This window comes from Burkholderia sp. AU31624 (genome assembly GCF_020420065.1).
GTDB lineage: Bacteria > Pseudomonadota > Gammaproteobacteria > Burkholderiales > Burkholderiaceae > Burkholderia.
This window is the reverse complement of sequence record NZ_JAIZRT010000010.1, coordinates 161529-180230: the sequence shown is the minus strand read 5'-3', so window position 1 is coordinate 180230 and position 18702 is coordinate 161529. Positions and strand designations below refer to the sequence as shown.

20 protein-coding genes and 1 pseudogene are annotated in these 18702 nt (G+C 68.8%); 6 read left to right on the top strand and 15 right to left on the bottom strand.

Annotation, left to right across the window (positions count from 1 at the left end; genetic code table 11):
- Positions 1–98: 98 nt before the first annotated feature.
- The 7 genes from ruvA to LGM89_RS31285 all read right to left on the bottom strand — a co-directional run bounded on the left by ruvA (position 99) and on the right by LGM89_RS31285 (position 7212).
- Positions 99–680, bottom strand: a complete 582-nt coding sequence (gene ruvA / locus LGM89_RS31315) for a Holliday junction branch migration protein RuvA (protein ID WP_014898064.1) — start codon at positions 678–680, stop codon at positions 99–101.
- Between the two features lie 192 nt (positions 681–872).
- Positions 873–1415, bottom strand: coding sequence for a crossover junction endodeoxyribonuclease RuvC (gene ruvC, locus LGM89_RS31310; protein ID WP_039361444.1), 543 nt, complete (start codon positions 1413–1415; stop codon positions 873–875).
- A gap of 151 nt (positions 1416–1566) precedes the next feature.
- Entirely contained in the window at positions 1567–3132 is a 1566-nt protein-coding gene (gene purH, locus LGM89_RS31305) for a bifunctional phosphoribosylaminoimidazolecarboxamide formyltransferase/IMP cyclohydrolase (RefSeq protein ID WP_089460424.1), read from the bottom strand.
- Between the two features lie 44 nt (positions 3133–3176).
- Positions 3177–3410: a Fis family transcriptional regulator gene (locus tag LGM89_RS31300; protein ID WP_006476892.1), complete on the bottom strand. Its 234-nt coding sequence runs from the start codon at positions 3408–3410 to the stop codon at positions 3177–3179.
- Positions 3407–4474, bottom strand: a complete 1068-nt coding sequence (gene dusB, locus LGM89_RS31295; protein WP_006497523.1) for a tRNA dihydrouridine synthase DusB — start codon at positions 4472–4474, stop codon at positions 3407–3409. The genes LGM89_RS31300 and dusB overlap by 4 nt, the downstream gene beginning before the upstream one ends.
- 124 nt (positions 4475–4598) lie before the next feature.
- Entirely contained in the window at positions 4599–5786 is a 1188-nt protein-coding gene (locus LGM89_RS31290; protein ID WP_226275014.1) for a UbiH/UbiF/VisC/COQ6 family ubiquinone biosynthesis hydroxylase, read from the bottom strand.
- Positions 5787–5826: 40 nt separating this feature from the next.
- Positions 5827–7212 (bottom strand): aminopeptidase P N-terminal domain-containing protein, encoded by a 1386-nt coding sequence (locus tag LGM89_RS31285; RefSeq protein ID WP_226275012.1) that lies wholly within the window; start codon positions 7210–7212, stop codon positions 5827–5829.
- Between the two features lie 184 nt (positions 7213–7396).
- On the opposite strand from LGM89_RS31285, the gene LGM89_RS31280 reads away from it, so the two are divergent.
- On the top strand, positions 7397–8011 hold the full coding sequence (locus LGM89_RS31280) for a glutathione S-transferase family protein (protein WP_089455593.1): 615 nt from the start codon (positions 7397–7399) through the stop codon (positions 8009–8011).
- Between the two features lie 103 nt (positions 8012–8114).
- On the opposite strand, the gene LGM89_RS31275 is transcribed toward LGM89_RS31280, so the two are convergent.
- Both LGM89_RS31275 and LGM89_RS31270 read right to left on the bottom strand, forming a co-directional pair.
- A complete protein-coding gene (locus tag LGM89_RS31275) occupies positions 8115–9734 on the bottom strand; it encodes an FMN-binding glutamate synthase family protein (RefSeq protein WP_089494105.1) in 1620 nt (539 codons plus the stop codon).
- A 190-nt stretch (positions 9735–9924) separates the two neighbouring features.
- Positions 9925–10695 (bottom strand): NAD(P)H-dependent oxidoreductase, encoded by a 771-nt coding sequence (locus tag LGM89_RS31270; protein ID WP_089494106.1) that lies wholly within the window; start codon positions 10693–10695, stop codon positions 9925–9927.
- A 74-nt stretch (positions 10696–10769) separates the two neighbouring features.
- Here LGM89_RS31270 and LGM89_RS31265 point away from each other — a divergent pair, with 74 nt between their 5' ends.
- Positions 10770–11144: a winged helix-turn-helix transcriptional regulator gene (locus tag LGM89_RS31265; RefSeq protein WP_089424511.1), complete on the top strand. Its 375-nt coding sequence runs from the start codon at positions 10770–10772 to the stop codon at positions 11142–11144.
- A 54-nt stretch (positions 11145–11198) separates the two neighbouring features.
- On the opposite strand, the gene mnmA is transcribed toward LGM89_RS31265, so the two are convergent.
- Complete coding sequence (gene mnmA, locus LGM89_RS31260; RefSeq protein WP_226275010.1) at positions 11199–12347, bottom strand: tRNA 2-thiouridine(34) synthase MnmA; 1149 nt, start codon at positions 12345–12347, stop codon at positions 11199–11201.
- Positions 12344–12853 (bottom strand): NUDIX hydrolase, encoded by a 510-nt coding sequence (locus LGM89_RS31255; protein WP_226204359.1) that lies wholly within the window; start codon positions 12851–12853, stop codon positions 12344–12346. Before LGM89_RS31255 ends, mnmA begins: the two co-directional genes overlap by 4 nt.
- 106 nt (positions 12854–12959) lie before the next feature.
- Here LGM89_RS31255 and LGM89_RS31250 point away from each other — a divergent pair.
- A pseudogene (locus LGM89_RS31250) lies at positions 12960–13115 on the top strand (NAD(P)(+) transhydrogenase (Re/Si-specific) subunit beta); the annotation flags it as partial.
- Here LGM89_RS31250 and LGM89_RS31245 read toward each other — a convergent pair.
- Positions 13106–14026 carry a LysR family transcriptional regulator gene (locus LGM89_RS31245; protein WP_089494109.1) on the bottom strand — a complete coding sequence of 307 codons (921 nt, stop codon included), beginning with the start codon at positions 14024–14026 and terminating at the stop codon, positions 13106–13108. The pseudogene LGM89_RS31250 and the gene LGM89_RS31245 sit on opposite strands and share 10 nt — an antisense overlap.
- A gap of 80 nt (positions 14027–14106) precedes the next feature.
- On the opposite strand from LGM89_RS31245, the gene LGM89_RS31240 reads away from it, so the two are divergent.
- Entirely contained in the window at positions 14107–15030 is a 924-nt protein-coding gene (locus LGM89_RS31240; RefSeq protein WP_046544957.1) for a carbon-nitrogen hydrolase family protein, read from the top strand.
- A gap of 78 nt (positions 15031–15108) precedes the next feature.
- Here LGM89_RS31240 and LGM89_RS31235 read toward each other — a convergent pair whose 3' ends face one another.
- Positions 15109–15795, bottom strand: a complete 687-nt coding sequence (locus LGM89_RS31235) for a helix-turn-helix transcriptional regulator (protein ID WP_089494110.1) — start codon at positions 15793–15795, stop codon at positions 15109–15111.
- 73 nt (positions 15796–15868) lie between these two features.
- The gene (locus tag LGM89_RS31230) at positions 15869–16273 is read right to left on the bottom strand and encodes a VOC family protein (protein WP_226275008.1); all 405 of its coding nucleotides are present in this window, start codon (positions 16271–16273) and stop codon (positions 15869–15871) included.
- Positions 16274–16446: 173 nt separating this feature from the next.
- On the opposite strand from LGM89_RS31230, the gene LGM89_RS31225 reads away from it, so the two are divergent.
- Together LGM89_RS31225 and LGM89_RS31220 are read left to right on the top strand one after the other, a co-directional pair.
- Positions 16447–16779: an ArsR/SmtB family transcription factor gene (locus LGM89_RS31225; RefSeq protein ID WP_089424519.1), complete on the top strand. Its 333-nt coding sequence runs from the start codon at positions 16447–16449 to the stop codon at positions 16777–16779.
- Positions 16772–17236 carry an SRPBCC family protein gene (locus tag LGM89_RS31220; RefSeq protein WP_226275006.1) on the top strand — a complete coding sequence of 155 codons (465 nt, stop codon included), beginning with the start codon at positions 16772–16774 and terminating at the stop codon, positions 17234–17236. Before LGM89_RS31225 ends, LGM89_RS31220 begins: the two co-directional genes overlap by 8 nt.
- Before the next feature lie 96 nt (positions 17237–17332).
- Here the strand turns inward: LGM89_RS31220 and LGM89_RS31215 are convergent, their stop codons facing one another.
- A complete protein-coding gene (locus LGM89_RS31215) occupies positions 17333–18634 on the bottom strand; it encodes a THUMP domain-containing class I SAM-dependent RNA methyltransferase (protein ID WP_226275004.1) in 1302 nt (433 codons plus the stop codon).
- Between the last annotated feature and the right edge of the window lie 68 nt (positions 18635–18702).

Below are 18702 nucleotides of genomic sequence, written 5' to 3'. Positions count from 1 at the left end.
GCGGTCCCGCCCACCTGGCCGAACGGCCGACTGGCGAGCGTCGCGCGGCTGCGCGACACTGGCTTCAACGCACCGCTCGGCAGCGCGTCACGCGGGCGTTAGACCTTCGACAGCGCCTTCAACGCGAGCTTGATGCCTTCGGATACGCCGGTGCCGGCCGGCACGTTCTTGATCGCGGCGAGGCCTTCCTTTTCGGAATAGCCGAGCGCGAGCAGCGCGTTGAGGATGTCGGTCGCGTGGTCGGACGGCGACGCAGCGCCGGCGAGCGCGCCGAGATCGGCACCGAGCTTGCCCTTCAGTTCGAGCAGCAGGCGTTCGGCCGTCTTCTTGCCGATGCCGGGCAGGCGCGTGAGGCGCGCGGCGTCCTGCATCGTCACGGCCTGCGCGAGCTCCTGCACGCTCATGCCGGACAGCACGGCGAGCGCCATGCGCGCGCCGATGCCGGTGATCTTCAGCAGCTCGCGGAAGGTCGTGCGCTCCTGCGGCGTCAGGAAGCCGTACAGCAGGTGCGCGTCCTCGCGGACGATCTGCTGCGTGAGCAGCACGACGCGCTCGCCCGTTTGCGGCAGGTTGTAGAAGGTGCTCATCGGCACGTCGATCTCGTAGCCGACGCCGTTGCAGTCGACGAGCAGGTGGGGCGGGTTCTTTTCGAGCAGGATGCCGGCGATGCGACCGATCATGGATGGCTTGATGCGAGGAAGAAAGCGCGAGTGTAGCGCACGTGCGGCGCGATGCCGACGGGATCGGCCATCAGGCCGGGGCGGCGCGTGTCGCGGGCGCGTCGGGCGCGGGTAAAGCGATCAAGGTGGTCAGCGCAGCCAAGGTGGCCAACGCAGTCGAGCCGACGTGCCGGGCCGCGATGCGCGCCGCCGTCAGCCGACCAGCCGCCCGCGCCGCACGCGCAGCCCTTTCTTCGCGAGTGCCGGCGCGAGGCCGCCGAGCGTGCTGAGCGTATCGCCGCCGTGCGCGTGGCAGATCGCCATGCCGAGCGCGTCGGCCGCGTCGGAGCCCGGTTGGCCGGAGAGGTTGAGCAGCCGCGTGACCATTTCCTGCATCTGCGTCTTGGTCGCGCGGCCGTAGCCGACCACGGCCTGCTTGAGCTGCAGCGCCGTGTATTCGGCGACGGGCAGGCCGCCCGCGACGAGGCCGCAGATCGCGGCGCCGCGCGCCTGGCCGAGCAGCAGCGTCGACTGCGGGTTCACGTTGACGAACACCTTTTCGATCGCGGCCTGGTCGGGGGCGTGCTCGCGCACGATGGTCGAGACGCCCTGGAAGATCGTGCCGAGCCGGGTGGCCAGGTCGGCCGTCGGCGTGCGGATCACGCCGCTCGTGACATAGGCGAGCCGGTGGCCGCTGACGTCGATGACGCCGAAGCCGGTGACGCGCAGGCCGGGGTCGATGCCGAGAATTCGCATGAGTGAGGAGAGTGGCGTGATGCAGCGATACTACAACGATTGGTGCGGCAAGCCGGTCGCCAGGTCGTGCGCGAGGGCGCCGTGCAATAAAAAACCCGGCGGGTGCGATGCCGCCGGGTCGTCGTGCTGCGGCCGCGCGGGCCGCATGCGATCAGTGACGGAAGTGGCGCACGCCCGTCAGGACCATCGCGATACCGTGCTCGTCGGCCGCCGCGATCACTTCGTCGTCGCGCATCGAGCCGCCCGGCTGGATCACGCAGGTCGCGCCGGCTGCCACGACGACGTCGAGGCCGTCGCGGAACGGGAAGAACGCATCCGATGCGACTGCCGAACCCGCCAGCGTCAGGCCGGCGTTCTGCGCCTTGATGCTCGCGATGCGCGCCGAGTCGACGCGGCTCATCTGGCCTGCGCCGACGCCGAGCGTCATGCCGTTGCCGCAGAACACGATCGCGTTCGACTTCACGTACTTCGCGACGCGCCATGCGAACAGCAGGTCGTCCATTTCCTTGGCGGTGGGCTGGCGCTTCGTGACGACACGCAGCTCGCTCGGTTGCACGTTGCGCGAATCGAGCGACTGCACGAGCAGGCCGCCGCCCACGCGTTTCAGGTCGAATGCGTTATGGCCGTCGCCGAGCGCGATCTCGAGCAGGCGCACGTTCTGCTTCGCGGCGAACACCTGCTTCGCGGCGTCGGAGAACGACGGGGCGATCAGCACTTCGACGAACTGCTTCGCGACGGCCTGGGCAGCCGCTTCGTCGACTTCGCGGTTGAACGCGATGATGCCGCCGAATGCCGACGTCGGGTCGGTCTGGAATGCCTTCGCGTATGCGTCGGCCGAATCGTTGCCGACTGCGACGCCGCACGGGTTCGCGTGCTTGATGATCACGCAGGCCGGTGCGTCGAACGTCTTCACGCATTCCCACGCTGCGTCGGAATCGGCGATGTTGTTGTACGACAGTTCCTTGCCCTGCAGCTGGCGGTAGTTCGCCAGCGCGCCGGCCGGCGTCGCGAGGTCGCGGTAGAACGCGGCGCTCTGGTGCGGGTTCTCGCCGTAGCGCAGGTCCTGCACCTTGTCGAACGCCAGGTTCAGCGTGGCCGGGTACGCGTTGCGCGACGCGTGCTTCAGCTCGTCGGTCAGGCTCGTCAGGTAGTTCGTGATCGCGCCGTCGTATTGCGCGGTGTGCGCGAACACCTTCGTCGCGAGGCGGAAGTTGGTCGCGTAGCCGACCGCATTGCCGTTCGCCTTCATTTCATCGAGCACGACCGCGTAGTCGGCCGGATCGACGACGACCGTCACGTCGCGGTGGTTCTTCGCGGCCGAGCGCAGCATCGTCGGGCCGCCGATGTCGATGTTCTCGATCGCGTCGGCGAGCGTGCAGTCGTCCTTCGCGATCGTCGCGACGAACGGGTACAGGTTCACGACGAGCAGGTCGATCGTCGGGATGCCGTGCTGCTCCAGCGCCTGCATGTGCTCGGGCAGGTCGCGGCGGGCGAGGATGCCGCCGTGCACCTTCGGGTGGAGCGTCTTCACGCGCCCATCGAGCATTTCCGGGAAGCCCGTGTAATCGGCCACTTCGGTCACGGGCAGGCCGGCGTCGGCGAGGAGTTTCGCGGTGCCGCCCGTCGACAGCAGCTTGACGCCGAGGTCGGACAGCGACTTCGCGAAGTCGACGATGCCGGTCTTGTCGGAAACGGAAATGAGCGCTTGCTTGATCATGATGGAACCACCAATAGCCAGGGAAACGGGGACGGGACGGCCGCCTACAGCAGGCCGTGCTGCTGCAGCTTCTTGCGCAGCGTATTGCGATTGATGCCGAGGTACTCCGCGGCGAGCGACTGGTTGCCGCCGGCCTGTACGAGCACGACCTCGAGCATCGGCTTTTCGACGCAGGACATCACCATTTCATAGACGTCGTGCGGATTGGAGCCGTCTAGATCCCGGAAATACACGTCCAGGCTCTCGCGGACACATTGTTCGATGTTGTGCTTGCTCATGCTGCTAACTGGTTATGGTCGTCCGACTCGCCCTGGCCGTTTTCCTCTTCGTCATCGACGTAGACGAGGTGGTCCGACAGCGCCTTTTGCGCCTCGAAGAAGGCATTGACGGCGGCGAGCTGCTCGCGGGTGGAATCGAGCGTGTTCATCCTGTGCCGGAACCCGTTGGCACCGGAAAGGCCGCGAGTGTACCAGCCGATGTGCTTGCGCGCAGTACGGACTCCCGTGAATTCACCATAGAAAGCGTAGTGGTCTTCCAGGTGTTCGTTCATCACGTGCTGGATCTCGTCGATCCGCGGCGGGGGCAGCAGCTCGCCGGTTTGCAGGAAATGATCGATTTCGCGGAACAGCCACGGCCGACCTTGCGCGGCACGACCGATCATCAGCGCGTCGGCGCCGGTGGCGTCGAGCACGGCCTTCGCCTTCGCGGGCGACGTGATGTCGCCGTTCGCGACCACCGGAATCCGCACCGCCGCCTTCACGGCGGCGATGGTGTCGTATTCGGCGTCGCCGCGGTACAGGTCGGCGCGCGTGCGGCCGTGCACGGTGAGCATCGAGATGCCGGCGGCTTCGGCCAGGCGCGCAACCGTGATCGCGTTCTTGTGCTCGCGATCCCAGCCGGTGCGGATCTTCAGCGTGACGGGCACCGCATCGGGCCCCGTGCCGACCGCCGCGACGACGGCCTCGACGATGCGCTGCACGAGCGGCTCGTTCTGTAGCAGCGCGGAGCCGGCCGCGACGTTGCAGACCTTCTTCGCCGGGCAGCCCATGTTGATGTCGATGATCTGCGCGCCGTTGTCGACGTTGTAGCGGGCCGCTTCGGCCATCATCGCCGGATCGGCGCCGGCGATCTGGACCGCAATCGGTTCCACCTCGCCTTCGTGGTTCGCGCGCCGCATCGTCTTCGCGCTTTTCCACAGCTGCGCGTTGGACGCGACCATCTCGGACACGGCGTAACCGGCGCCCAGCCGCTTGCAGAGCTGGCGGAACGGACGATCCGTCACGCCGGCCATCGGGGCGACGAACAGGTTGTTACGCAATACGTGAGGGCCGATAACGGGCATCGCAATGGCACCGCCCGCGGCGGGCGCGGGCAGGGAAAGGGCAGACGGAAACGCGCATTTTACCGTATTCCCATGCCCCGCCGATTTGACCCGGTTTGAGCGGCGCGACTGTGCGCGCCGCGGGTCAGTTGCGCTGGCCGAACATCATCTGTCGCGCGATCACCTTCTTGAGCGGCGGTACGAACTCGAGCGCGGTGAGCGCCGCACCGCGCAGCAGCGGGAGCGGGCCCGAGTCGATCGTGAACAGGCGTGCCAGCGTGTCGGTCGCGCCGATCGTGAAGCGCCGGTCGAGTGCGCGGCGCGCGTTGAAGGTGGCGAGCGCGGTGGCTTCGAAGCCTTGCGCGGACAGCGTGTCGACGAGCGTATGCGCATCGCGCAGCCCGAGGTTGAGTCCCTGGCCCGCGACGGGGTGCAGGGTCTGCGCGGCATTGCCGACGATCGCGACGCGGCCGTTGACGAGCGTTTGCGCGGCGGTCAGGCCGAGCGGGAACGAGGCGCGGCCCGCGATCGCGACGAAGTCGCCCATGCGTTCGCCGAATGCGCGGCCGAGCTCGCGCAGGAACGCATCGTCGGGCAGCGCGGCGCGGCGCGCCGCTTCGTCGGGCGTGCAGCACCAGACGAGCGCGTACTCGGCCTGGCGCGGCCCGCCGAGCGGCAGCAGCGCGAGCGGGCCTTCGTGCGTGAAGCGTTCCCACGCGACGTTCGGGCGCGGCGCCGATACCGTGACCGTGCCGACGAGCGCGGTCTGCCCGTAGTCGCGGCGATGTTTGCCGGCGTCGGCCTGCTGTTCATGGAACAGCCCGCCTTCCGCATTGATGACGACGCGTGCGCGCAGCGTGCGCTCGCCCTGCGGGCCGTCGAGCGTCAGCGTAACGCCGTCGGCATCCTGCTGCGGCGCGCGCGCGGTGGTCGACGTGAGCCAGTCGACGCGCGTGCCGCGCACGGCGCCCGCGAGCGCCTGCACGAGCGAGCCGTAACGCACGACATAGCCGAGCGCGGCGACGTCGTGTTCGTCGCGGTCGATCAGCGTGCGGCCGAAATGGCCGCGCTGCGAGACGTGGATATGTTCGATCGGCGTCGCGTCGGCGGGCCACGCGAGCGTGTCGAGCAGCACGCGGCTGCCGTGCGACACGGCGATCGCGCGCGGATCGTTCGCGCTCGCGGCCGGTTCGCGTGCATCGATCAGTGCGATCGATGCGTGCTGCGTGGCGCTGCGGCGCGCGAGCCAGCCGGCGAGCGCGAGCCCGACGGGGCCCGCGCCGACGATGGCGAGATCGTAGTCCGGCGTGGCCGGGGAGGAGGCGGTCGTCATCTTGATTCGTGAAACGGAGGTAACGGTCGGCGGCAGCCGGTCATGCGCCCGCGCGCATCAGCGCTTCGATCTCGTCCGCCGCGACGGGCACGCCGCGCGTGATCAGCTCGCAGCCGTGCTCGCGCACGATCGCGTCGTCCTCGATGCGGATGCCGATGTTCCAGTACTCGGGCGGCACGTCGTCGGCGGCGCGCACGTACAGGCCGGGCTCGATCGTCAGCGTCATGCCGGCTTTCAGCGTGCGCCACGGCAGCGCGCCGTTGCCGTCACGCTCGGCGAGCCGCTCGCGGTAGTCGCCGCAATCGTGCACGTCCATGCCGATCCAGTGGCCGGTGCGATGCATGTAGAAGCGTGCGTAGGCGCGCTCGGCGATCACGTCGTCGACGTTCGAGAAGCGCGTTTTCGGGAGGATACCGGTGTCGAGCAGCCCCTGCGCGAGCACGCGCACGGCGGCGTCGTGCGGCGCCTCGAACGGCACGCCGGCGCGCGTCGCGTCGATCGCGGCCTGCTGCGCGGCGAGCACGATGTCGTACAGCGTGCGCTGCGCGGGCGAGAAGCGCCCGTTGGCCGGGAACGTGCGCGTGATGTCCGACGCGTAGCCGTCGAGTTCGCACGCGGCGTCGATCAAGATCAGGTCGCCATCTTGCGCGGCCGCGTTGCCGGCCGGGTAGTGCAGCACGCACGCGTTCGCGCCGGCCGCGACGATCGAGCCGTACGCGGGCGACTGCGCGCCGTGCTTGCGGAACACATACAACAATTCGGCTTCGAGTTCGTATTCGCGGATACCGGGGCGGCACGCCTGCATCGCGCGGCGGTGCGCAAGGGCGGAGATGTGCGCGGCGCGCATCATGATCGCGAGCTCGTGCTCGTCCTTCACGAGCCGCATGTCGTCGAGCAGCGGCGTGAGGTCGAGCAGCGCGTCCGGTGCAGCGACGCCCGTGCGCGCCAGCGCGCGCACCGCGTCGAGCCAGCCCGCGAGCCGGCGCTCGAAGTCGGCCGATGCGCCGAACCGGTAGTGCACGGTGCCCGCGTCGGCGAGCAGGCGCGGCATCTCGGTATCGATCACGTCGACCGCGAACGCCGCGTCGAAGCCGAACGCATCGCGCGCGGCTTCGGGCCCGTAATGGAAGCCTTCCCAGATCTCGCGGTCGGCGTTCTTGGCGCGGCAGAACAGGATCGACTCCGGCCCGCCGTGCGGCGCGGCCGCGTTCAGCACGAGCACGGCATCCGGCTCGCTGAAGCCCGTCAGGTAGTGGAAGTAGCTGTCGAACCGGTACGGATAGTCCGTATCGCGATTGCGCGGCACTTCGGGCGCGGTGGGGACGATGGCGACGCCGCCGCCGGCGGCACGCAGTGCGGCAAGCACGCGTTCACGGCGCTGGCGGTAGACGTCGACGGCGATGGCGGTATCGAGGGGCGCGTTCATTCGTGCGATTGTAGCGCCGCGGGACGCCGTGCGTGAGAGAGGGGGCGGGAAGCCGCCCTGGAAGGCCCGCGCGGCGGTTGTTGCAAACCATCCACAGGCCGTCCGGGCGATTTTCTGTCGCGCGACGCTGGCCGGTTATGATCGGCGACAACGTATACTCTCGGCGGTTCCCTTAAAAAGGCAGATGATGAAATTAATCGGTTCGCTCAGCAGCCCGTACGTCCGCAAGGCGCGGATCGTGCTGGCTGAAAAGAAGATCGACTACAAGCTGGAGCTCGAGAACGTGTGGGCGCCGGAGACGGATATTCATGCCTCGAATCCGCTCGGCAAGGTCCCGTGCCTCGTGATGGAGGATGGTGCCGCGGTGTTCGATTCCCGCGTGATCTGCGAATACGTCGATACGCTGTCGCCGGTCGGCAAGCTGATTCCGCCGTCGGGCCGCGAGCGCCTCGAGGTGCGGTGCTGGGAAGCGCTGGGCGACGGCGTGATCGACGCGGCGGTTACGATTCGCGTCGAACATACGATGCGCGACGAGGCGCAGCGCAGCGCGAGCTGGATCGCGCGCCAGCAACGCAAGATCGACGACGGCCTCGTCGCGATGTCGCAGGGTCTCGGCGGCAAGACGTGGTGCGTCGGTAATCATTACACGCTCGCCGACATCGCACTCGGCTGCGCGCTCGGCTATCTCGACTTCCGGATGCCCGAGCTCAACTGGCGCGATCGCCACCCGAACCTCGACAAGCACTTCGCGAAGCTGCTGCAGCGGCCGTCGTTCGCCGACACGCTGCCGCAGAACTGAGCCGCACGCGACGCATTCACGCGTTTCACGCATTCGGCAGACAAAAGAAAAGCGCCCCGCGGGGCGCTTTTCTTTTTGCCGCGCCGCCCCGCGGCGGCCCGCGTCATTCGATCGACGCGTACACGGCTTCGCCGAGCGTGAACGAATCGCTGCGCGCAATCGGCCACCACTTGTCGTACAGCGTAAAGCCGCAGGTGTTGCCGTCGAGCAGCGCGCCGGGCTTCAGGTACTTCAGCAACTGCGACATCAGCCGCACTTCATGCGGCGCGACCCGCTGCACGATGTGATGCGCGCGCAGCTCGGACGGATGCGCGAGGCCAGCCGCCTGCACGAGTTCCTGCAACGCATGCAGCGTGTTGCGGTGGAAGTTGTACACGCGCTCGGCCTTGTCGGGCACGACGAGCGCGCGCTGGCGCACCGGGTCCTGGGTCGCGACGCCGGTCGGGCAGCGATCGGTGTGGCAGTGCTGCGCCTGGATACAGCCGACCGCGAACATGAAGCCGCGCGCCGAGTTCACCCAGTCCGCGCCGATCGCGAGCGTACGCGCGATGTCGAACGCGGTGATGATCTTGCCGCTCGCGCCGAGCTTCACGCGATCGCGCACGCCGATCCCGACGAGCGTGTTGTGCACGAGCAGCAGCCCTTCCTGCAGCGGTACGCCGACGTGGTCGGTGAATTCGAGCGGCGCCGCGCCCGTGCCGCCTTCCGCGCCGTCGACGACGATGAAGTCCGGCACGATGCCGGTTTCAAGCATCGCCTTCGCGATCCCGAAGAATTCCCACGGATGGCCGATGCACAGCTTGAAGCCGGTCGGCTTGCCGCCCGACAGCGTGCGCAGCCGTTCGACGAATTCGAGCAGCCCGCGCGGCGTCGAGAACTCCGAATGCGTCGCGGGCGAGATGCAGTCCTTGCCCATCGGCACGCCGCGCGTCTCGGCGATTTCCGGCGTGATCTTCGCGGCCGGCAGCACGCCGCCGTGGCCGGGCTTCGCGCCCTGCGACAGCTTCACCTCGATCATCTTGACCTGCGGATCGGCGGCCTGCTTCGCGAACTTGTCGGGGTTGAAGGTGCCGTCGTCGTTACGGCAGCCGAAGTAGCCGGACGCGATTTCCCAGATGATGTCGCCGCCGTTTTCGCGGTGGTACTTCGACAGCGAGCCTTCGCCGGTGTCGTGCGCGAATCCGCCTTTCTTCGCGCCGAGGTTCAGCGAGCGGATCGCGTTCGCGGACAGCGAGCCGAAGCTCATCGCCGAGATGTTGAAGATCGAAATGTCGTACGGTTGCGCGCGGTTCGCGCCGACGCGGATGCGGAAATCGTGGTTCGGCAGCTTCGTCGGCGCGAGCGAGTGGCTGATCCATTCGTGCGCGACGGCCTTCACGTTGAGCTCGGTGCCGTACGGGCGGTTGTCGGCGACGTTCTTCGCGCGCTGGTAGACGAGGCTGCGCTGCGCGCGCGAGAACGGCTTCTCGTCGGTGTCGTCCTCGACGAAATACTGGCGGATTTCAGGTCTGATGAATTCGAACAGGAAGCGGAAGTGGCCCCAGAGCGGGTAGTTGCGCAGGATCGCGTGGCGGTCCTGCTTCAGGTCGTACAGGCCGAGCGCGACGAGCGCGGCCGGGATCACGAGCCACAGCCACGCGATCGTGTGCCGGGCGGCGAGCGCCGCGACGGCCACGAACAGCAGGACCGCGCACCACATCGCGATATAGCGTCGGGAAAACATGGGGACTCCATCGTAATTGTCTGGATGGCCGTCACGTCGCCTGGATCGCGCGGCGGCCGGCAGGTCGGCGCCCGAGGCATCGCGCAGGCCCGGCGGGCATGCTGCCCGTGCCGTACCCGCCGCCGCCGGTGCCCACGATGGTCGAGAGTCTACTACGGGTGTCGTGAAGCTCGCGTTGCCGAGCCGGCGGCTACCGGCCGGCCTCGGCCGGGCGGATGAACGGGCTGTACGCCGGGGTGCCGGGCTTTAGCCTGGCGTCGTCGTCGAAGTCCTCGTCGCGGTTGAACGGCACGCGCGGCCACGCGGGCCAGTCGCGCAGCCGCGCGCGGTAGTCGGCGAGGCAGCGTGCGAGGCGCGCGTCCTGCCGCTGCGCGGCATCGGCCGCCAGGCCGCCGCGGACGTCGTGGATCAGGTGCGGTTCGAGCACGTCGAAGCCGACGTAGCGCAGCGCGTACATGATCGGCCACAGCAGCAGGCGGGTATCGCCTTCACGGCCATCGGGCGCGCAGGCGGTGGCCGACGAGCCGGTCGTGACGCTCAGCAACGCGCGCCGCCCTTGCAGCACGCCGCGATCGTGGCGCTGCCGGCTGCTGTAAAGGCCGCCGTAGACGAATACGCGATCCATCCAGCCCTTCAGGATCGCGGGCGCGCCGAACCACCACAGCGGGAACTGCAGGATCAGCGCATCGGCTTGCTTCAGCAGGCCGACGTGATGCGCGATCTCGGGCGCGAGCGTGCCGCGTTCCCAGTGATGGCGCTGCTCGCGCTGCGTGTCGAAGCGGGCGGTGTCGAGCCGGTCTGCGTAATGGTGCGGCGCTTCGCACGGGTCGAACGCGTCTGCGTACAGGTTCGCGACCGTCGCGGCGTGGCCGCCCGCGCGCCAGGCGTCGGCCGCCGCGCCGGCGAGGGTGGCGTTGAACGACTGCGGTTCGGGATGGGCAACGACGATCAGCGCATGCATGGCGGGCTCCGGGAGTGTGCGACGATGATGGCCGGCGGCGGTGGGGCCGCGCAATCACGCACCCGGAGGTAACCATGGCATTTCCCGGCGACGTCTACGCGGCGGACTGCTCGGCGCGCGATGCGCTCGCGCTGGTCGCCGGCAAGTGGTCGCTGCTGATCCTGCCGGCGCTGGCCGAACGGCCGCTGCGCAATGGCGAGCTGCTCAAGCGTATCGGCGGGATTTCCCAGAAGGTGTTGACGCAGACGCTGCGCGAGCTGGAGCGCAACGGGCTGATCGAACGCATCGCGGTGGCCGCGCGGCGCGCACACGTCGAGTACCGGTTGACGGCGGTGGCGGGGTCGCTCGTGGAGACGCTCGTGGCGCTCGACCGCTGGGCCGAGCGCCATTTTCCCGAGCTGGACGCGGCGCGCGAGCGCTACGACGCGTCGGTGCGGAACATGCGGTGAACGGCGCGGCCGCGTCCGGTCGGCCCCCGCTTGCGCGGCGCCGGCGGCAGCGCGTCAGCGGGCGAGTGCGAGGGCCGGTGCTTCGTTCGCCTGCGTGTTGCCGGACAGCGCGGATTCGATGATCCCGCCGCCGAGGCAGATCTCGCCGTCGTACAGCACGGCCGACTGGCCGGGCGTGACGGCCCACTGCGCGTCGTCGAACGCAAGCGAGAAGCGCGCCTCGCCAGCCGGGCCGGGCGTGGCGGCACCGAATGCGCACGCCGCGTCGGCCTGCCGGTAGCGCGTCTTCGCACCGCACGCGAAACCTTCGGCCGGCGGTTCGCCGGCGACCCAGCTCACGTTGCCCGCGACCAGCTCGCGCGCCAGCAGCCACGGATGATCGTGGCCCTGCACGACGTACAGCGTGTTCGACGCGATGTCCTTCGCGGCGACGAACCACGGATCGCCGTTGCCGGTCTTGCTGCCGCCGAGGCCGATGCCCTTGCGCTGGCCGAACGTATAGAACGCGAGGCCGATATGCTCGCCGACGACCTTGCCGTCCGGCGTCTTCATCGGGCCCGGTTTGGTCGGCAGATAGCGGTTCAGGAAATCGCGGAACGGCCGTTCGCCGATGAAGCAGATGCCGGTCGAATCCTTCTTCTTCGCGTTCGGCAGCCCGATCTGCGCGGCGATCTCGCGCACCTTCGTCTTCGAGATCTCGCCGAGCGGGAACATCGTCTTCGACAGCTGCGCCTGGTTCAGCCGGTGCAGGAAGTACGACTGGTCTTTCGTATGATCGAAGGCCTTCAGCAGTTCGAAACGCCCGTCACGCTCGCGCACGCGCGCATAGTGGCCGGTCGCGATCATTTCCGCGTCGAGCGACATCGCGTGATCGAGGAACGCCTTGAACTTGATCTCGGCGTTGCACAGCACGTCGGGATTCGGCGTGCGGCCGGCCGAGTATTCGCGCAGGAACTCGGCGAACACGCGGTCCTTGTATTCGGCCGCGAAGTTGACGGCTTCCACGTCGATGCCGATCAGGTCGGCCACCGACACGACGTCGATCCAGTCCTGGCGCGTCGAGCAGTATTCGCCGTCGTCGTCGTCTTCCCAGTTCTTCATGAACAGGCCGACCACGTCGTAACCCTGTTCCTTCAGCAGCCACGCGGTCACCGACGAATCGACGCCGCCCGACATGCCCACCACTACACGGCGCTTGCTCATTTGTTGACCACCTGACGTTCGAATGCTTCGGGGCGCGGCGCGACCGAATGCGTGTGCACGAAATCGAGCGGAATGCGCCGCCCGGCGAGGTAATCGTCGACGCAGCGCATCACCGCGGGCGAGCGATGGCGCTCGCCGCACGCGCGCAGTTCGTCGGCGGTCATCCACAGCGTGCGGACGATGCCGTCGTCGAGCGCGTGGCCCGCGATCGGCTCGCTGGCCGCGCCGCAGAACGTGAAGCGCAGGTAGGTTGCGCCGGCGGTGCCGGGACGGTCGTAGTGCGCGAGATAGACGCCGACGAGCGCGTCGGGCGTGAACGGGTGCGCGGTTTCCTCGAGCGTTTCTCGGATCACGGCGTCGGCCAGCGTTTCGCCGGCTTCGAGATGGCCTGCCGGCTGGTTGATGCGCAGGCCCGACGAGGTTTCTTCCTCGATCATGAGAAAGCGGCCGGCGTGCTCGACGAGCGCGGCGACCGTCACATGCGGGGTCCAGATTTCGGGTTTCATGGTTCGGCATTTTACCGGTTGCGCCCGAACGCTGCCGGTCGCTGCGCTAAACGAATCGGACCCTTTCAATTCGTCTGGGTTGCCGATACGCGGCGACACCGGACGGGCCGGCATCGGCTTCTCGCTGAACAATGCGACGCCGATCATCGCAGGCCCCGTCGTCGGTTCGTCGGGCGCGATCCTGTCGGACATCATGTGCCACGCGATGCACCGCTCGCTCTACAACGTGATCCTCGGCGGCTTCGGCGGCGATCATGGCGCGACGAGATGGGCGACGCACGCGGCGATCGTGTCGCGTACGCGCACGATCGCCGGGTCGCGCTGCGTGCTCGTGCGCCAGCCGATTTCGACCGGGTAGTGCGGCAAGTCGACCGGGCAGGCGAGCGCGCGCAGCGGGGTGGATTGCGCGATCGCGCGCGCCGCGTGCGCGGGAATCGTCGCGACGGCGTCGGAACCGGCGAGCAGGTACGGCAACGCGGCGAAATGCGTGGTCGACGCCGCGACGCGCCGCTTGTGGCCGAGCGTGGCCAGCGCCTCGTCGACGATCCCGATCACGCCGCCCGACGATACGAGCAGGTGGTCGCGCCGCAGGAAATCGGCGAGCGTCAGCGTGCGCGGTGGCCGCTCACGGGCGGCCGGATCGATCAGGCACGCATAGCCGCCCGTCGCGATCGCGCGCCGGCTGAGCCCGTTCGCCGAGAAGCCGCCCGACGTGATCGCAAGGTCGACGCCGTGTCGCAGCAGCGCGTCGCCGGCGATGCCGCTGTGCGTCTGCCGGAAGATCAGCCGGATGCCGGCGGCTTCCCGTGCGACGGCGTCGATCAGCGCGCGGCCGAGCGCGATCTCGAAGTCGTCCGACAGCCCGATCGAGATCGTGCGGCCGATGCGGTCGCCGCCGTCGGCCGCGATCGCGAGGCTTTCGCGGCAACGGTCGAGCGCGTCGGACAGGATTGGCTTCAGCTCGTCCGCGCGTGGCGTCGGTGCGAGCCCGCGGCCGGTGCGCACGAACAGCGGATCGGCATAGATCACGCGCAGCCGCGCGAGCGCCGCGCTCACCGCCGACTGCGTGAGGCCGAGCCGCAGCGCCGCGCGGCTCGCGCCGCCTTCCTCGTACAGCGCCTCGAACACTTTCAGCAGGTTCAGGTCGAGGCCGGCGATATCATCTGCATTCATGACACTTATCGTTCTATCGATTTGATCGATGACATCATATCGATAAAGATGGCGTTACCCCATTCACCGGAGACGCCTTCATGTCCACGTCAGTCATCGCCGCGCTGCAGATCGGCGCATCGCCCGCCGGCACGCGCGCCACGCTCGACACGATCCTCGGCTACGAAACCGCGATCCGCGACAGCGGCGCGTCGCTCGTCGTGCTGCCCGAGGCCGTGCTCGGCGGCTATCCGAAAGGCGAGATCTTCGGCACGCGGCTCGGCTACCGGCTGCCCGAAGGCCGCGACGCGTATGCGCGCTACGCCGCGCAGGCGATCGACGTGCCGGGGCCGGAAACCGACGAGCTGGCCGCGCTGTCGCAGCGCACGGGCGCGAGCCTCGTGGTCGGCGTGATCGAGCGCGGCGGCAGCACGCTGTACTGCACGGCGCTGTTCTTCGATCCGCGCGACGGGCTCGTCGCGAAGCACCGCAAGCTGATGCCGACCGGCACCGAGCGGCTGATCTGGGGGCAGGGCGACGGCTCGACGCTGCCCGTCGTCGACACGGCCGCGGGCCGCGCGGGCGCCGCGATCTGCTGGGAGAACCACATGCCGCTGCTGCGTTGCGCGATGTACGCGAAGGGCGTGCAGATCTGGTGCGCGCCGACCGTCGACGAGCGCGACGTCTGGCAGAGCTCGATGCGGCACATCGCGCACGAAGGGCGCTGTTTCGTCGTCAGCGCGTGCCAGGTGCAGCCTTCGCCGCGCGCGCTCGGCATCGACGTGCCGGGCTGGGATCCGGAGCGGCCGCTGATTCGCGGCGGCAGCGTGATCGTCGGGCCGCTCGGCGACCTGCTGACGGAGCCGCTGATCGGCGAAGCCGGGCTCGTGACCGCGCGCATCGATACCGACGAACTCGTGCGGGCGCGCTACGACTTCGACGTGGTCGGGCATTACGCGCGGCCCGACGTGTTCTCGCTGCACGTCGACGAGCGGCCGAAGCGGACGGTGGTGTTCGGCGGGTAGGGCGGGGCGGCCGGGCGCTGCACGGTGGCCCGGAAGATGAACGGCGGCGGCGCGCATCGCACCCGCCGTCGTGCCGCGTCAGCGCATCGGCGCTTCCGCGATCCGCATGTAGTCGGCGATCCGCCGCCCTTCCATGTCCGGAAACTGCTCGTGCACGGTGATGTCGCCCATCCGCGCGATGTCGAAGGTGCGGAAATCGTCGCGCAGCTCGCACCACGCGCCGATCGTCCAGCGCCCGCCCCAGTAGACGAGCCCGAGCGGCCACACGCGGCGTTGCGAATGCGCGCCGAGCCGGTCGCGGTAGTCGAAGCTGACGACGTGGCGCGTGTCGATGGCCTGGTGGATCGCGTCGACTTTCGCGCAAAACGTCTCGTCGATGTGGAACGACGGCGCGAACACCGGCAGGCGGTCGAGCGCCGTGCGCTTGTCGGCCGGCATCGCCGACGCAATCTTCGCGAGCGCCGAGCGCGCGCCGCTCGCGAAGCGCGCACCGCCCCAGGTTTCGAGCATGCGTGCGCCGGTGGCGAGCGCCGCCAGCTCCTCGGCCGTGAACGTGAGCGGCGGCAGGCTGGCGTTGCGGTTCAGCCGGTAGCCAATGCCGGCTTCGCCTTCGATCGGCACCCCTGACAGTTGCAGGTCGCGCACGTCGCGATAGACGGTGCGCGGCGACACCGACAGCCAGTCGGCCAGTTGCTGCGCGGTCGTGAGACGACGGCCGCGCAGCAGCTCGGCGATCTGGAACAGGCGGTCGGCACGGCGCGTCATGACGGCACCTCGAATCCAGCGGCAGTGGGGACTTCGCGATGATAGCGCCGCGCGGGCCCGACGGCCGCTGCGCTCAGTGGCATTTCGGCGCGTGCAGGCCGACGCGGTTGCCTTCGGTGTCGATCAGGTAGCCGACGTAGCCGTAGTTGTTCGGCAGCTCGACGACCGAGCCCTGCACGACGCCGCCCGCGCGCTTCGCGCGGTCGAGCGCCGCGACGACCGATTCGCCGGCGTTCAGGTAGACGAGCACGCCGTTCGCGCTCGGCTTCAGCTGCTGCGGATCGAACACGATGCTGCCGCCCGTGCTCGATGCGTCGCGGTCGAACGTGGCCATCGGCACGCCGCCGATGACTGCGCGCTGCAGCGTCGTCTGCAGCACGGTTTCGTAGAAGCGGATCGCCCGGTCGAAATCGAGGGACGGAATGTCGAACCACGCGATCGCGCGTTCCACGGTGGCGGTGGCAGTTGCGGACGTCATGACGAGCTCCTTGTTGCGTTGTTTGTTGTTCGGATTCGGTGCGGAAACCAGCCTTGCATTGCGCCGGGATTGCAGTGTGATCGCGGCCTGCTGACACCGTATTGTCAGTAGAGTTGTCACCCTTGACATGCAACTGATTGGTTGCATAATAAGGCCATTGACCCGGGAGTGGCATGGATCTCGTTTTCAAGGCGCTGGCCGACGCCACGCGCCGCCAGTTGCTCGATTTGCTGCACGCGAAAAGCGGGCAGACCCTGTCCGAGCTGTGCGACGGGCTCGCGATGAGCCGGCAGGCGGTGAGCAAGCATCTCGCGCTGCTCGAGGCCGCGAATCTCGTCGCGACGACGTGGCGCGGCCGGGAGAAGCTGCATTACCTGAATCCGGTGCCGATCCACGACATCGCGGAACGCTGGATCGGCAAGTTCGAGCGTCAGCGGCTGCAGGCGCTGGCGGACCTCAAGCGCGGGCTGGAAGCGGCCGGCGAATCTGGAGACAACGATGAGTAATCCCGCCTTTGTGTACGTGACGTTCATTGCATCGACGCCCGAGCGTGTGTTCGATGCGCTCACCAACGCCGAGCTGACGAAGGACTACTGGGTGCGGCACCGCAACGCGTCGCCCGACTGGCGGCCGGGCTCGCGCTGGGAACATCAGGACTACGACGATCCGTCGCGGGTCGACATCGTCGGCGAAGTGGTCGAAAACGATCCGCCGCATCGGCTGGTCGTCACGTGGCGCACGCCGTCAGTCGAGGGGGAGGTGTCGCGCGTGACCTATCTCGTCGAGCCGCACGAGGGCGTCGTAAAGCTGACGGTCACGCACGACGGGCTGGTGCCGGGTTCGGAGATGGATCGCGGGATTCGCGGCGGATGGCCGGTCGTGCTGTCGAGCCTCAAGACGCTGCTCGAGACGGGGCAGGCACTGCCGTTCACGATGGGGCGCTGGGCGTGCTCGAAGCACTGAAACGAAACGCCGCCGCTGCCGCGGGTGCGGTAACGGCGGCGTTCCGGTTGCCGTAGCGGGGCCGCACCGGCGGCCCCTTGGCGGTCATGATGCAGGTTACGCGTCGCCTTCCGGCGTGGCCGGGCGCGCCTTCACGCTGCCGGCGATCAGGTCGAAGCGGAACAGCCGGCATTCGAGCGCGCCGTTGAACAGCGGCGTCTTCGCCGATTCGCGCAGCCGCAGCTGGCCCGGCAGCGAACGGTCGGACGTCAGCAGGAACGCCTGCCAGCCCGTGAAGCGCTGCTTCAGCGCATCGCCGAGCGCGTTGAAGAACTCGCTGTCGGGGGCGTCGGTGTGGGTGCGGCGGAAGGCGTCGTCGTTGCCGCGGTTGCGGCCCGTCTCGCGCACCTCGCCGCGCGCGCTGCGGCCGCGCACCTCGATCCGCTCGCCGTACGGCGGGTTCGCGAGGATGATGCCCGGGCCGTCGCACGGCGGCGTCATTCCGCGCGCGTCGACCTGCTTGAGCCATACCGACGGCACGCCCGCACGCTCGAGGTTCGCGCGCGCCTTCTCGAGCATGTCGCCGGAGATGTCGCTGCCGTACACGCCGAGCGCTTCGCCGCGTTTGCCGCGCGCCGCGCGCTTCGCGTCCAGCGCCGGGACCTTCAGCCCCTGCCACGCGGTGATGTCGTACTGCTTGAGCTTCTCGAAGCCGAACCGGCGCTCGACGCCCGGCGCCACGCCGAGTGCGATCTGCGCGGCTTCCGCGAGGAACGTGCCGCTGCCGCACATCGGGTCGTACAGCGCCGTGCCGGGCGTCCAGCCCGTCAGGCGCAGGATGCCGGCCGCGAGGTTCTCGCGCAGCGGCGCCGCGCCCTTGTCGAGACGCCAGCCGCGCTTGAACAGCGGCTCGCCCGACGTGTCGAGATACAGCGTGCACTCGTTGACGGTCAGGAACGCGAATACGCGCACGTCCGGCGCACCGGTGTCGATGCTCGGGCGCGAGCCGGTTTTCTCGCGCATCCGGTCGCAGATCGCATCCTTCACGCGCAGCGTCGTGAATTCGAGGCTTTTCAGCGGCGACTTGATCGCGGTGATGTCGATGCGCAGTGTTTGCGTCGACGCGAACCAGCGTTCCCACGGCTGCTCGAGCGCGAGCGCGTAGACGTCCTGTTCGTTGCGGTACGGGCCGTGTGCGATCTTCAGCAGGATCCGGCTCGCGATCCGCGAATGGAGGTTCGCGGCCATGCCGGCGGCCCAGCCGCCGCTGAAGTGGACGCCGCCCGGCACCTGCGCGCCCGCGGTGAACGGCGCGCCGTTCAGGTGGCGGCCGGCGATTTCGGCCAGCTCGGCGGCAAGCGCCACTTCGAGGCCGCGCGGGCAGGGGGCGAAGAATTCGTACAGGGTGGGCGAGGACATAAGGCGGGTGAGGACGTGCAAAAGTCCACTATTGTACGCGGCGCGGGCGGCCGGGGCCGGCGTTGCGT

Bases quoted from the DNA above. Each gene is read 5' to 3' on its own strand.
- ruvA (WP_014898064.1), bottom strand. From the start codon at position 680: ATGATCGGTCGCATCGCCGGCATCCTGCTCGAAAAGAACCCGCCCCAC.
- ruvC (WP_039361444.1), bottom strand. From the start codon at position 1,415: ATGCGAATTCTCGGCATCGACCCCGGCCTGCGCGTCACCGGCTTCGGC.
- purH (WP_089460424.1), bottom strand. From the start codon at position 3,132: ATGATCAAGCAAGCGCTCATTTCCGTTTCCGACAAGACCGGCATCGTC.
- LGM89_RS31300 (WP_006476892.1), bottom strand. From the start codon at position 3,410: ATGAGCAAGCACAACATCGAACAATGTGTCCGCGAGAGCCTGGACGTG.
- dusB (WP_006497523.1), bottom strand. From the start codon at position 4,474: ATGCCCGTTATCGGCCCTCACGTATTGCGTAACAACCTGTTCGTCGCC.
- LGM89_RS31290 (WP_226275014.1), bottom strand. From the start codon at position 5,786: ATGACGACCGCCTCCTCCCCGGCCACGCCGGACTACGATCTCGCCATC.
- LGM89_RS31285 (WP_226275012.1), bottom strand. From the start codon at position 7,212: ATGAACGCGCCCCTCGATACCGCCATCGCCGTCGACGTCTACCGCCAG.
- LGM89_RS31280 (WP_089455593.1), top strand. From the start codon at position 7,397: ATGATGAAATTAATCGGTTCGCTCAGCAGCCCGTACGTCCGCAAGGCG.
- LGM89_RS31275 (WP_089494105.1), bottom strand. From the start codon at position 9,734: ATGTTTTCCCGACGCTATATCGCGATGTGGTGCGCGGTCCTGCTGTTC.
- LGM89_RS31270 (WP_089494106.1), bottom strand. From the start codon at position 10,695: ATGCATGCGCTGATCGTCGTTGCCCATCCCGAACCGCAGTCGTTCAAC.
- LGM89_RS31265 (WP_089424511.1), top strand. From the start codon at position 10,770: ATGGCATTTCCCGGCGACGTCTACGCGGCGGACTGCTCGGCGCGCGAT.
- mnmA (WP_226275010.1), bottom strand. From the start codon at position 12,347: ATGAGCAAGCGCCGTGTAGTGGTGGGCATGTCGGGCGGCGTCGATTCG.
- LGM89_RS31255 (WP_226204359.1), bottom strand. From the start codon at position 12,853: ATGAAACCCGAAATCTGGACCCCGCATGTGACGGTCGCCGCGCTCGTC.
- LGM89_RS31245 (WP_089494109.1), bottom strand. From the start codon at position 14,026: ATGAATGCAGATGATATCGCCGGCCTCGACCTGAACCTGCTGAAAGTG.
- LGM89_RS31240 (WP_046544957.1), top strand. From the start codon at position 14,107: ATGTCCACGTCAGTCATCGCCGCGCTGCAGATCGGCGCATCGCCCGCC.
- LGM89_RS31235 (WP_089494110.1), bottom strand. From the start codon at position 15,795: ATGACGCGCCGTGCCGACCGCCTGTTCCAGATCGCCGAGCTGCTGCGC.
- LGM89_RS31230 (WP_226275008.1), bottom strand. From the start codon at position 16,273: ATGACGTCCGCAACTGCCACCGCCACCGTGGAACGCGCGATCGCGTGG.
- LGM89_RS31225 (WP_089424519.1), top strand. From the start codon at position 16,447: ATGGATCTCGTTTTCAAGGCGCTGGCCGACGCCACGCGCCGCCAGTTG.
- LGM89_RS31220 (WP_226275006.1), top strand. From the start codon at position 16,772: ATGAGTAATCCCGCCTTTGTGTACGTGACGTTCATTGCATCGACGCCC.
- LGM89_RS31215 (WP_226275004.1), bottom strand. From the start codon at position 18,634: ATGTCCTCGCCCACCCTGTACGAATTCTTCGCCCCCTGCCCGCGCGGC.